A 13,218-nucleotide genomic window follows, 5' to 3' on the forward strand; every position below is an offset into this window, starting at 1 on the left:
CCACAAGATGCTGCACTACCACCTCCGCCTCCGCATTTTTTTACAGCTTCCAAGCGTACGGAGCAACCTAAGAATGATGCACCGAAGAAGGCTGGTGAACCTGAGAATAATAATCATTCTACTCTGTTTGAACAGATAAGAGGAGGTACTACGTTAAAAAGAGTGGGCAGCAACAAAATTTTACAAATGAATTGAAAGCAAAATTAGAAAATAGTGGGGGCACTGACAAAAAAGAAACACCAGAAGAGTTTGCTGCAAGAATAGATAGGGAGCAAGCAGAGAGAAAGAAGTCGGATGGTTCTTATTCAGATTGGACAAAGAGACTTAAGGAGAGAGCAGCAGTCATGCAATTCTCAGATAGTGAAGAGGAGTCACCGGTACCGCCAAGTTCGTATGTTGATTCACCACAAGTAAATAATGTTGACTCAGTGGATAATGAGGTGCAAGATTCACCTCCTCTTTCTGTTGAGGATCGCATAGCACAGTTTGGTGGAAAAGCGTTGCGATGCCAAAAGGAAAATGTTGTACAAGGACTATGATAACTATGAAATGGTCAGCCATGCACTTCCCTTCCTTTTCAAAATAAGTTTACCTACAGGTCTGATTGTATTAAGATTACTTAATACAATCAGATCTATTATATGCGCTTATCCAAATATTACCTGCCAACTCTAAAGGAAAAGCCTGCCCATGCTAAAATTATCTCCCATCAATATTCTTTGCGTGCAGGTTTAATAAAGCAGATAGCATCTGGCATCTATACGTGGTTACCACTTGGTCTCTTAGTGCTTAAGAATATTGAAGATATTATCAGAGATGAAATGAACAAATCCGGTGCTATTGAAGCATTAATGCCTTGTGTGCAACCAGCAAGTCTTTGGCGAGAATCAGGGCGTTACGATGATTACGGTAAGGAAATGCTACGCATAAAGGATAGGCATGAGGAAGATATGCTTTTTGGTCCAACGCATGAGGAGATAGCAACTGATTTAATTAGAGATGTGGTAAAAAGTTACAAAGATTTGCCACTTTGTTTATACCAAATTCAATGGAAATTCCGTGATGAGGTAAGACCACGTTATGGTGTTATGAGGGGCAGGGAATTTTTGATGAAGGATGCATACAGTTTTGATGTAGATTACGAAGGTGCACTGAATTCATATAATTTGATGTACAAAACTTACATAAAAATCTTCATACGCATGGGATTTACTCCAATTGGAGTTCGAGCTGATACGGGGCCAATTGGAGGAAATTTGAGCCACGAGTTTCATATATTGGCAAACACTGGTGAGAGCACTTTATATTATGACAATAAATTTTCTGAACTACTAGAGAGTGAAGATATTGAAAGTTTAAAGAGTATATACGCAGTTGCAGATGATATGCATGATCCTGAGACTTGCCCTATATCACAAGAGCAGTTAAATGTTAGTAAAGGTATTGAAATAGGGCATATTTTTTATTTTGGCGACAAATATTCAAAGCCTATGAAGGCAAGTGTTACTTCTCAAGATGGAAAAAATGTCAATATACATATGGGTTCGTATGGCATTGGGGTTTCAAGACTTGTTGGTGCGATAATAGAAGCTTTTCATGATGATAAGGGAATTATCTGGCCGGAGGAGGTAGCTCCTTTCAGAATTGGTTTAATCAATTTACAAACGAAAGTAACGGAGGCTGCAGATAAAATATACAAAGCTTTGAAGAGCGATGAAGTGCTTTACGATGATACGGAAGGGAGTGTAGGAGTAAAATTTTCTAGAATGGATCTGATAGGCTTGCCGTGGCAAATAATTGTCGGAAAGAAAGCAGTAAGTGAAAATATAGTTGAAGTAAAAAATAGAGCAACTGGAGAGGTAAAGGAAATGCAGATTGAGGAAGCAATAAATCACTTTAGCGCAAAATGATACACGGTATCGGCACTGACATAGTATATATACCAAGAATATTGAGAATATTACAAAAATACGGGGAAAAATTTCTCAATAGAATCTACACTGAAAAGGAAATAGAGCTAAGTAGAAAGTATAATAGTCAAGAAATGCGAGCAAGGTATTTTGCTAAACGCTTTGCAGCAAAAGAAGCTTTTGTTAAAGCACGAGGTAGTGGTCAGGGTATTACAATGAAAGATATAGAAATATACAATGATGTAAGAGGCAAGCCATATCTTACCGTTAGCAAGGATTTTATCTCCAAAATTCATCTTTCTTTAAGTGACGATGGAGATTACGCTACTGCATTTGTTGTAATTTGCGTCTATAGCTCACACAGATAAAGTTTACTCTTTTGTCATCTTATGGCTTACTGTATGAACATTCATTTTTAAAGGTAAACTGCACAGCAAATGGTCAGTGCTTGACACTGTCCTCCTTTGTCATCCCAGTGCCCAGACACTGGTTTTCTGCAATCTCATCGAAAACGTTTTTCTATGCTAGTTTGCTTGCTCACAAGCAAACTTTCCTGGATCCAAGTAGTCAGGGCACTGGGATGACATCTTTGTTGTGTTTAACAAAAACAAATGTTCGTACAGTTGTGGAATGAATCGCAGTATAGCTATAGCATACACAAACGACTAGTTTGCCAAAAAAACATAGCGGTTTTTCTATGATTTTAGTATAATTCTAGCTTTACCTAAACAAAAAGATGAATTATTTAATGGACTGTGTTTTAACGTCTCTTTCCTTACCATTTTCAATTACTGAGAATTATTTATTAATTACTGCGTTGATTCCACTTTTAAGTGCGTTAGTTATTTTTTTTACTGGTAAATGGCCCGGAGTGAACAATAGTATTACTGTCACTTCTTCTGTACTTCTGTTTACGTATACGTGTCTGTGCACTTTATATTGGGTATATGGTGATCATTCTCAATTTATTCTCATGGATTTTGGTAATAATTTGCACATTAGTTTAAAGCTAGAGTCTACCGGAGTAATATTCAGTTTATTAATATCGTTTTTATGGGTGCTGACCAGTATATATGCAATATGTTATATGCAGAATAACTATGCTGATAGCAATCACTCAAGTTTTCTATGCTTTTTTTCAATATCGATTGGCTGTGCAATGTTTATTGCTTTTTCTGGAGACTTGCTCACTACATTTGTCTTTTATGAGCTTCTAACTATTAGTACATACCCTCTGGTTACTTACAACTCAACAAATGAATCAATGATTGCAGGACGCTATTACTTTGGCGTGCTATTTTTCTCTTCTTTGGTATTATTTTTTCCTGCAATAGGCCTTTTATATCATGAATTTCATACTTTAGACTTTGTAAGCGGTGGAATATTCAAATTTGATACTTCACTCATCACTTTCATTGCAGTGTGTTTTGCTATGCTGATTTACGGAATAGGAAAAGCTGCATTAATGCCAATGCATTTTTGGTTACCAAAAGCAATGGTTGCACCAACTCCTGTGAGTGCACTACTGCACGCTGTTGCTGTTGTGAAATCCGGAGTTTTCATCATCATAAAAGTTATATTATACACTTTCGGCGTCGATAATATGCAACGTTTTGTGCAGCAAAATTGGTTTGCTGGAGGGTGGCTTCCGTACGCTGCTGGATTTACTATTATTACTGCATCATTGATTGCACTAAAGCAAAAAGAATTAAAGAAATTGCTTGCTTACTCTACCATCTCTCAATTGTCGTATATTATATTATTCGCTTCAATTTTTAGTGATCTCAGCATGAGGGTTGCAATTTTTCAATTAGTTTGCCACGCATTTGCAAAAATCACTTTGTTTTTCGTTGCCGGAGCAATAATAACGAGAGCAGGTGAGAAATATATAGATAAGATTTACGGTATAGGACGCAGTATGCCAATTAGCATGACAGCATTTGCTATAGGTGCATTGTCTATGATAGGGGTGCCGCCTGCTCCGACTTTTTGGGGTAAATTTCTCATTTTTCAAGCTGTTTTCAACTCTGGCAATGTAATACTTTCTGTGTTTGTAACTCTAGTGTTAATTGTTAGTACTATACTCAACGCTCTGTACTTTTTACCGATAATTTACAACGCCTTTTTCTTAAAACCTTCTCAGAATTACTTTATTAAAAAAACACCAATTCTTCTAGTTTTACCTCCAGTTATTACTGCTATGTGCACTTTGGTTATTTTTTTTAGCTACCAAGTAATATTTTAAAATCTGTATTTATAACCATTAACAATAAATTTAAATGGTATTATACCAGCCAGAGTTGCTTTTATATTCGACAAAGTGAAGCTAATCTCCACAGTATCCTCCTTATTTTGCTCGGTTGTAAAAACTACAGTAGCATTTCCAGCAAATGTAACTAAGTCCTTGGTCGATCGATCAATAGATAATGTTATTACATTTATGTTGGCGATTTTTCTTTTAGATAAAGACAAATTACCAGCTTCATTATTCGTTTTTTCCTGAAAGCCTTGATAGATTTTATGTATAGAATTATTTCTTATAAAATTTTCTTGGTACTTCGGTTCAACGATCTTAATGGACTCGTATATTTCAATGTATTTACTTATTAAGTACCTCGCTGTGGAAGTGTATTCATCTTCCTTTTTACTGAAACTAAGCTTATGCATTGCAGAGAACTCATCTTCTGTGTGGTCCATATACTTCACAAAATTTAAATCTTTTTTAATAGGAAATAACAGGTATATGTTTAATGTTAATAAACATAAGCATACTAGGAGAAGCGATACTATTAATGCCATCCAAGATCTTTCTGCTACACAAAACAGATACCTATGGCAGTACCATTCGACTGCTTTACTGAAATAACTTTTGTTTTTTACTGATTCAAGCAATTTATCTTCCATAACACAATACTACCAGACCTAATCGGATCATTATAATAACAATAAGCTTAGATACTCTAAAAAAAACTTTAAAATATGTCTAAATTTTCCCAAATAGGATGAATGATTATATCACCTTGTTCTGCAATGAGGTAGAATTTATCGATTTTGCTCACATCTATATTTATCATTTTTACACTGAAATTTTCAGGATCATAAGTATTACTTTCTACACTTTTGTGATAATTATAATAATGTAATTTATTTTGATCATCAAAATAACCAAATTCATCAGCAAAGGTTCCCACTTTTCTACCTTTACCACTTTTGACTAGCTCAAATAGATCAATTACATGGTTTTGGGATCCAGGCTCAATAGGCCCTTCTGCAGCAAAAAATTTAGGTGCATGACCAATGTATTCCTTAAATTTTAGATTATGAGTCTTTTTTACACTACCAAAATCCACAAATTTATATTCATCTGAAATACCAGAATATTGTGGATCATACTTTTTATATTCAAAAAACTCATTACCTAAAAAATTACAAAACGTTAATTTATAATTATCATGATCGGATTTTACGACTTTAAGGTAATGAAAATCTCCAGGAATCTTTACTTCCTCTTCCGTAATATGATTACGTACAACAAGCTCACCATTTAGCATATGATAGCCAATTTTTGGCAAAGTAGCTATATTGATTGTCTTGTTTAGCTTAAAATTTGCTTCATAAATGCCACTTAACAACTCCTTTCCTTTTTCTAGGGTTATGTCTTGATCTGAAGCTATATTCTTAATTAAGCTTAATTTTTTCTGCATGTTCAATATGGCTTTCGTCAAAACTTCTATTGATTGCCATACAGTTAATTTATTATCAGTCAAATTATATACTTCGAGTATTAAATTAACAGAATTTTATCATGAATTTATGTTAAAAGTATTATACTTTGTAAACTTATGTCATGATATTAACTACATTAGCTAAAACATGCTTTTTATCTAAGTGGAGTTGCTTTGCGGCAACGAAAAGTTCATCTATTTTTTTCCACTGACTTAGCAGAATTTCAACACCATTTACCTCTCTCTTTATGCTTTCTAAAATGAAGGCCTGAATTATATATGATGCTAGTTCTAGTTCGATTTCGCTATTAATTACTTTATTAATCATATTGGGATTCTTTAAATCATGAAGAAATTTATAAAAGCATTTGTATGCTTCATAAGCATCACTACTTATTGTATTTATTATCATTCCTGGCATTCCAGGAAATAAAGTAATCATTTCGTCAAACGTTTGATTATCAAATTTACATTGAGATGAAGCAACTTGCTTTGTTTCATCATAAGTTAATGGGAGTAAATTTAGCTGAAAGCACCTACACCGGATAGTGGTTTGTATATCATATGGCTTATGGCTAATTATAAATATCTTAGAATTTTTTGGCGGCTCTTCTAATATTTTCAATATTGCGTTTTTAGCGTTATTAGTCATTGCCTCTAAGCTATCTATTATAGCTATTTTGTGTTCTGATTGAATGGGACTTAAGTATAGAAAGTTTTTCATTTCTCTGACTTTTTCTATTCCGATAGTATCACCTTCAACAATGTGTAAGTCCAATGCTACTTCATTATAGTTTTTTATGAGTAACCAATTGGAGAAGGATTTTGCAAGTGTTGCTTTTCCTATACCTTTTTTACCACAGATCAGCCAAGACTGAACAGATAAGTTGTTCATTATTTTTTTTTTGGCTTGGTTGTGGCCTATTACTTTTTTCATTCTTTCTCCTATAGATTTTAGTTTGAAAATGCGTTGTTTACTGTTTGTAATGAAATTGCACCTTCCCTTAAAACCTTAATCTTATCTTCGGTTAAGTCAATAATAGTAGATTCTATACCAGAAACTAGTTCGTCATCTTCAATCACTACAGATAAATGTTGCTTAATGGATTGTGGTATATCGTTTGCCTTACATACACTTTCTTTTCCTGAAATATTTGTACTAGTTGCAACTATTGGAACTTTCAGTTTGTTTAGTATTGAAATTGCAATAGGATGCTCAGGAATTCTGATGCCTATACTATCTTTAAAGAATTCGTTTGGCAATATGTTGTTGTTTTTAAGTGGTAAAATATAGGTAATTGGTCCAGGAGAAAAGTGGTTTATTAAATCAATATATCTTTCCTTTACCTTTGCTATTTTTGTCAAATTGTAAATATCACTAACAAATATAGACAGTGGTTTATTTTGAGAGCGTTTCTTTATCTGATATATTTTTCCTATAGATTCATTATCTAGTGCATTACAAGCAAGAGCATACACTGTTTCTGTTGGAAAACACACTAATAAATTGTTCTGTATTGCATTTATTATTTTAGATACCATATAGCTAAAAACTTATTCATAACAACTAGATCAGTTTTGTTGCACTGTATCTTATATAGTAACTGCTAGTTTTTGTAAACGTAATGCAACGCAGCTTACCATTTGTTATGCAGATTTGCTACAACCCAAACTCTTCATTGACTTTATCAATTATTGCCTGTGGTGGATCCTCTCCCCATCCTGAATACAAAATCTCTCCATAGTCTGCAACATCTATAGAGCCAGTTCTGCTTTTTGCTAGAAACATTTCTCTTTTCTCTTTATCAACTAATACATAATGCCACGCTGATTTTCCACGATCTTTACCACGGACTAAGTATATAAGATCTGACCTACTTCTTTTTGTTGCATCAGCAAAAGATCTTTCATTGACAGTTCTGCTTTTACTTTTTATGCCGCCACTTTCAGAAAAAGCTTCCTTGGATTCGGTTTTTTTGCCTGCTAATTCAGAAATTTTTCCTTTTTCCCCTAATGCCCGTTCTTTGGTGTTTTGAGACGAATACTTACTGGAAAAACCTTCCCCTGTACCGCCAGGAGTCCTGTTTGTGAAACGCTTAGTAAATGAATTATTGTCGTTGTTTTCTGCCATAAAAATCTCCAAACTTTAGATTGTAGAATCCAAACTTTTACTACACTTTATCATATGTTAATTAAATTAATATAAATGAAAAATAATATAGTAATTATTACAGGAATTACGGCCTCAGGTAAATCAGAATTATGCGATAACCTGAGAGAAAAATATGGAAATATTAGTATAATAAATTGTGATTCAAAGCAGGTATACAAAGAAATTCCCATAATTACTGCTCAACCACTAAAGCAAGAAGAATTTTATAAATTATATGGTTATGTTTCAGCAAAAGAAAATTATTCCGTGGGTCTATGGTTAGAGGATTTAGAAAAAGAAGTTAATCACGCATTAGAAAATGCTCAAATACCTANCATCACTGGAGGAAGCGGGCTTTACATCAGCAGTTTCATCAAAGGCTTATCATCAATGCCACAAATAAGTCAGGAAGTGAGAAAAAACGTAAGTGAGCTCAGGAAAAATTTAAGTAAAGAGGAGTTCTATAAATTAGTATTAAGCAAAGACTCAAAAGTTCAAGATAAAATCTGTATTAATGACTCGCACCGTCTTTCAAGAGCACTTGAAGTTATCACTGAAACTGGTAAGACAATCTTTGTATGGCAAGAAAATAGACAGCCTCCTTTATTCGATAATTTTAAGATATATACAATTTTGCCTAAACGTGAGGATGTATACCAAAAAATAAATTCTCGTTTTATCAAAATGATCGAAAATGGAGCAATTGATGAAGTAAAAAAGCTACTTAGTATGAACTTAGCTCCAAATTTGCCAGCTATGAAAGCACATGGAGTGCCAGAAATTGTAAAGTATTTGAAAGGTGAGATTACTTTAGACGAAGCGATACAGATTGCTCAAACAAACACAAGACACTACGCAAAACGCCAGTACACTTGGTTTAAAAACCAGTTCCCAAGTTCTGAAGTCATTGATTGTGCAAATGAGCTAACAGCGCTTGAAATATTTTAATTGTTAGTTTCCAGGTGTATTTCCATACTCATTGCTATGAATGGGCGGTTCCATATTTTCCAGATGGCTGTTCACTTTTGGTGGCTTATCCAAGCCATGCTCTATTTTTATTTTAAAAAATCCAAGCCTCTCGCAAAATTTCTGAAAACACTCTTTTATAACGTCAAACAAGTTTTTATCACCTATATTATAGTCCTTCAGTCTCTTAGGAACAGTAAGTGACAATTTACCATCTTCATATGTTACATTTTTATCACCTTGAGACTTAAGTGTGAATTCTAGCGAGCTATCCAATTTACATAATTCTTCTTCCAGTTCTGCAAAAGTGCGAACTGCAATTTTTTCTTCAATTCTGATTGCCGCATGACTTGGATCACTACAATTAATATGTGTTACATGATTAGACTGAAACAATAACCCATATGTTTCAGCTAAATGAAGGATAGGTCCTCCTTTACCATACAATGCACCCACATAAGCAGCCTGGTTACAATTAGTGATTAGTTCTTCTAGAATAGAATCATTTGGAACTTCTGCTTCAGCATATTCAAATAGCTCTGTAAAAACTTGTTTTACAAATTGGCGGTACTTATTTTTGTCATTTGAAATGAGGTTGGTATGTTTATTATATAATTCATCAACAAGCTCTTTTGTTATAACTTTGTTCTGAATAACAAGTTTCATTCTTGGAAGATCTACGTACATAGTTGCACCAGAATTCGCTTCAGCATTATCTTTACCAGCCCTCAACCTGCTAAAACCAAACTTTTCTGCTTGAGCTCTTAGTGTAACTATTGGATTTTCCTTTTCTTTTGGTGTAGAGCCGTTCATCATTAATACCTTGATATAGACTGCTAATGGTATAATAATACATAAAAATGATTAATAAGTTAATAAAATACCTACTATAAGCCCTATGATAGCAAATATAGTTAGGGGTAACTTAGGCTTACCGACGATTTTAAAAACAACAAATTCGTCATTCCGTTACGTGTTAGCGGCTGAGATACCGCGAATGAATCGCGGTATAACGTTAGAGAGCTGTGCTAGCTATAGTGCATACCTGACCATAAGGTGACAAGATTTTAAAAAGGCTCTATAACAGTTTTACACATGTATGAATCTCAATGAGCAATCAGATTTTTCTAAATAGCAGGCTGGAGAATATACCTAAGTTCCATTCCGCAATATTGCCTAAACTTTGTGGTGGGGACAAGGTGGTGGATCTGCTGTTTTATAAGCCACTTAGTTATGTGGATAGAAGCAAGTTACTATCTGATGCTCGAGTTGGAGAATTTACAACTTTCATTGCAAAAGTTTATGAGCATCAGTCGCCCACTTTTAGAGGTAGACCATATAAAATAGTCGTTGAAAGTGAGAGTCAGTATATATTCATAGTCTTTTTTAATTACTCAGTTAAGTATTTATATAAACTATTTCCAATTGGAGCGAATGTGATCATCAGTGGCAAACTCGAAAAATTTGCTGAACATTGGCAAATTACTCATCCAGATTACGTGTCGCTTGACATCAACCAATTTAAAGAAATAGCTTGCATAGAGCCAGTTTACCAATTATGCCGTGGCATTACCAATAAGCGCATTGGGAACATAATAAGCTCTAATCTAAAGGAATTGCCTGATTTACCAGAGTGGATAGATGATACATTAATCAAGCAAAAAAAATGGTTAAGTTGGAGGGAAAGCATCATAAAGTTGCACAGACCAAGCTCATTGGTGGAAGCTGAGGTTTGTAGAAAAAGGCTTGCTTATGATGAATTGTTTGCGTATCAGCTAGCGCTGAAACTTGCAAGAAAAAATCATGTGAAAGAAAGGGGAAGAGAATTTATAATATTGAGTAAATACAAAGAGCAAGTTTTAAATGAATTGTCGTTTCAATTAACAAATGATCAAACTCGTGCAATAGATGAGATCTCAGAGAGACAAAAATCCAAGTATCGCATGATAAGCTTGCTGCAAGGTGATGTTGGTAGTGGCAAAACCGTAGTTGCACTTTTTGCAATGATAAATGTGGTAGAAAACAACATGCAGGCAGCTCTAATGGCACCGACTACTATCTTGGCGGAGCAACATTATAATTGGATTGAGGAAGTTTTATCCTGTACCGATATAAAAGTTGCGCTGCTTACTGGTAAAACTTCGCGCAAGGAAAGAAAGATTATCATGAACGAACTTGCAAGTGGTGTTTTAAATATAGTGATTGGCACTCATGCACTATTTCAAGCTAACGTTACATTTAAAAATTTAGGGCTTGCAGTCATAGACGAACAACAGCGATTTGGAGTGATGCAGAGAAATCGCTTGGTAGGAAAAGGAGAAAATGCCGATATACTTTTCGTTACTGCAACTCCCATTCCAAGAACCTTGCAGCAAGCTATGTATGGTGATGTTGAATGTTCAATTTTGAAAGAAAAACCAAAATCCAGATTGCCAATAAAAACTGTAACTATGAACATTAGTAGGGTGCCAGATGTTATTGAAAAGCTAAAAGGTGCTATAAACAGGGGCGAAAAAGCATATTGGATTTGTCCATATATAGAAGAAAACGAAGAGACCAATATTGCTGCAGCAGAGATGCGTTTTCAGGAATTACAAAAAACATTTCTTGATAAAGTCGGGATAATACACGGAAAATTGACTCAGGAGCAGAAAGATCAAGTTATGTTTTCCTTCAAAAGGAATGAATTTTCTCTGCTTGTTGCAACCACTGTGATAGAAGTTGGTATAGATGTGCCAGATGCAACCATCATGATTATANNNAATGCAGAGCAATTTGGGTTATCACAATTGCATCAGTTAAGAGGCAGAGTAGGGCGAGGAAACAAGCCATCTTTTTGTGTATTATTATACGATAATTTAAGTAAAAGCTCATCTTCAAAGTTAAAGATCATGTGTGAGTCACAAGATGGATTTTACATTGCTGAAAGGGATATGATGCTAAGAGGCAGTGGAGATATTTTAGGCACAAAACAATCAGGATGTATGGAATTTAAATTTGCTGATTTATATCAGGACAAAGAGCTGCTCAATCTCGCGTATAATAACGCAAAAGGCGCAATGGCTGATTTTGAATTACTGCTTGATATATTTGAATATAGGAGTAGATTACATTTTTCAAAATTTCAGTAGGAAAACCAGGTAGCCCACAGAAACGAAAAAACTTACTTGACACCCTTCGCCAGCCCACTTATCATGATAGTGAAGCTATTGTATTTGCTTTCGCCAATCTGCAGATTAAAAGGTAAGGATTACTTAATGTATCGGCGTCTTATGTTCAATTTTTTGCAGTATATAGATACTGTATGTCTTTACAAAACTTCATCTACATCTAGATTTTTATCTAAATAAGCTGAACGCGCTTATAAAGCGTTACAAGACATCAAAAAATGCCAATACTCGACAGAGATAGTAAAAGACTAGCTAACTCGGGGATTCTTTGTCTTTTTTTCTGCTTAGTAAATTTCTTAAACGTTTGCAGCGTAAGTTAGTTGCAATTAAAAGCGGCTGAATCTCGCTTGTCAAGCGTTTAAAACATAAAAAACGCCAATATTTTAAAGCGGATAATAACCACGGGGCTTCTTTTGCCTTTTTTTTCATTTGGTAAATTTCTTAATGTTTATGGCTAAACGACAACCGTCATCCCGCTGCTTGTTAGCGGGATCTCTTGTTAGCGCCGCGGCGGTATGACGGTTCGTGGCGGCGTTCCGATTGTTAGCGGAATCTATACCCCGCACAACTGTACGAACATTGCAATATGGCACATAGTAAACGATGTCATTCCAGTGCGTGACACTGGGATCCAGACTTTCCGTAAAAACGTTATATTTTAACATAACACTTATATGCTCACCAACTTAGTGCTAATCAAAATCCTGGATCCCAGTGTCTGGGCACTGGGATGACAAGAAAGGGAGCACTGGAATTTTTGTTTCANNNTACGGGGCTTCTTTTGCCTTTTTTTTCATTTGGTAAATTTCTTAATGTTTATGGCTAAACGACAACCGTCATCCCGCTGCTTGTTAGCGCCGCGGCGGTATGACGGTCCGCTGCTTGTTAGCGAGATACCGCGAATGAATCGCGGTATGACGGTGTAATGACGGTTAAGTAATTCGTTATCCCGCTGCTTGTTAGCGGAATCTGCTGTGGCGACATAAACTCAAATCATTTCAAATTTCAATCCAAAGAGGTATCATTATGTCAAACAACTTCAATTTTAAAGAATTTTTTAACCACTATGAAACAAATAGTACGTCAGATGATATACAAAGGTATTATTTGCTGTGGAAATCAGTAATAGCGCAGGCAATGATTGATGCAGCAAGTAACTGTAAAAAAACAGAAAGCTTGGTAGAAAAACGTAAGGCAATTTCTTGGTTGTCAGACTTGAGTCAAGATTTTGTGCACACATGTATATTGGCTGATTGTGATCCGGTATACGTAAAAAATAAATACAGCCAACCTTA

At 35.0% G+C, this 13,218-nt stretch carries 14 protein-coding genes and 1 pseudogene; 8 read left to right on the top strand and 7 right to left on the bottom strand.

Features of this window, described 5'->3' with window-relative positions:
* The 6 genes and pseudogenes from WG67_RS07310 to WG67_RS03480 all read left to right on the top strand — a co-directional run.
* A pseudogene (locus WG67_RS07310) lies at positions 1-195 on the top strand (hypothetical protein); the annotation flags it as partial.
* A complete protein-coding gene (locus WG67_RS03465) occupies positions 192-539 on the top strand; it encodes a hypothetical protein (RefSeq protein WP_070356912.1) in 348 nt (115 codons plus the stop codon). The pseudogene WG67_RS07310 and the gene WG67_RS03465, both read left to right, overlap by 4 nt.
* 102 nt (positions 540-641) lie before the next feature.
* On the top strand, positions 642-1,910 hold the full coding sequence (proS, locus tag WG67_RS03470) for a proline--tRNA ligase (protein WP_070356913.1): 1,269 nt from the start codon (positions 642-644) through the stop codon (positions 1,908-1,910).
* Complete coding sequence (locus tag WG67_RS03475; protein WP_010082456.1) at positions 1,907-2,278, top strand: holo-[acyl-carrier-protein] synthase; 372 nt, start codon at positions 1,907-1,909, stop codon at positions 2,276-2,278. Before proS ends, WG67_RS03475 begins: the two co-directional genes overlap by 4 nt.
* Before the next feature lie 80 nt (positions 2,279-2,358).
* Positions 2,359-2,544, top strand: coding sequence for a hypothetical protein (locus WG67_RS06725; protein WP_187470113.1), 186 nt, complete (start codon positions 2,359-2,361; stop codon positions 2,542-2,544).
* Between the two features lie 114 nt (positions 2,545-2,658).
* Positions 2,659-4,155, top strand: a complete 1,497-nt coding sequence (locus tag WG67_RS03480; RefSeq protein ID WP_010962853.1) for a proton-conducting transporter transmembrane domain-containing protein — start codon at positions 2,659-2,661, stop codon at positions 4,153-4,155.
* Here WG67_RS03480 and WG67_RS03485 read toward each other — a convergent pair.
* The 5 genes from WG67_RS03485 to WG67_RS03505 all read right to left on the bottom strand — a co-directional run bounded on the left by WG67_RS03485 (position 4,152) and on the right by WG67_RS03505 (position 7,766).
* Positions 4,152-4,814: a conjugal transfer protein TraJ gene (locus WG67_RS03485; protein WP_070356914.1), complete on the bottom strand. Its 663-nt coding sequence runs from the start codon at positions 4,812-4,814 to the stop codon at positions 4,152-4,154. The genes WG67_RS03480 and WG67_RS03485 overlap by 4 nt on opposite strands.
* Before the next feature lie 68 nt (positions 4,815-4,882).
* On the bottom strand, positions 4,883-5,677 hold the full coding sequence (locus tag WG67_RS03490; protein ID WP_022626354.1) for a hypothetical protein: 795 nt from the start codon (positions 5,675-5,677) through the stop codon (positions 4,883-4,885).
* 73 nt (positions 5,678-5,750) lie between these two features.
* A complete protein-coding gene (locus tag WG67_RS03495) occupies positions 5,751-6,572 on the bottom strand; it encodes a DNA polymerase III subunit delta' (RefSeq protein WP_070356915.1) in 822 nt (273 codons plus the stop codon).
* Positions 6,573-6,589: 17 nt separating this feature from the next.
* A complete protein-coding gene (locus WG67_RS03500; protein WP_006280292.1) occupies positions 6,590-7,177 on the bottom strand; it encodes an L-threonylcarbamoyladenylate synthase in 588 nt (195 codons plus the stop codon).
* 118 nt (positions 7,178-7,295) lie between these two features.
* Complete coding sequence (locus WG67_RS03505) at positions 7,296-7,766, bottom strand: hypothetical protein (RefSeq protein ID WP_010082479.1); 471 nt, start codon at positions 7,764-7,766, stop codon at positions 7,296-7,298.
* Positions 7,767-7,841: 75 nt separating this feature from the next.
* Between WG67_RS03505 and miaA the strand changes: the two genes are divergently transcribed.
* Positions 7,842-8,735, top strand: a complete 894-nt coding sequence (gene miaA / locus WG67_RS03510) for a tRNA (adenosine(37)-N6)-dimethylallyltransferase MiaA (protein ID WP_070356916.1) — start codon at positions 7,842-7,844, stop codon at positions 8,733-8,735.
* 3 nt (positions 8,736-8,738) lie between these two features.
* On the opposite strand, the gene WG67_RS03515 is transcribed toward miaA, so the two are convergent.
* On the bottom strand, positions 8,739-9,566 hold the full coding sequence (locus WG67_RS03515) for a hypothetical protein (RefSeq protein WP_038199131.1): 828 nt from the start codon (positions 9,564-9,566) through the stop codon (positions 8,739-8,741).
* A gap of 296 nt (positions 9,567-9,862) precedes the next feature.
* On the opposite strand from WG67_RS03515, the gene WG67_RS03520 reads away from it, so the two are divergent.
* Positions 9,863-11,884, top strand: a complete 2,022-nt coding sequence (locus tag WG67_RS03520; RefSeq protein WP_070356917.1) for an ATP-dependent DNA helicase RecG — start codon at positions 9,863-9,865, stop codon at positions 11,882-11,884.
* Positions 11,885-12,175: 291 nt separating this feature from the next.
* Here WG67_RS03520 and WG67_RS08520 read toward each other — a convergent pair whose 3' ends face one another.
* Positions 12,176-12,352 carry a hypothetical protein gene (locus WG67_RS08520; RefSeq protein ID WP_179945711.1) on the bottom strand — a complete coding sequence of 59 codons (177 nt, stop codon included), beginning with the start codon at positions 12,350-12,352 and terminating at the stop codon, positions 12,176-12,178.
* Positions 12,353-13,218 lie beyond the last annotated feature (866 nt).

Source organism: Wolbachia endosymbiont of Drosophila incompta (assembly GCF_001758565.1).
Lineage (GTDB): Bacteria > Pseudomonadota > Alphaproteobacteria > Rickettsiales > Anaplasmataceae > Wolbachia > Wolbachia pipientis.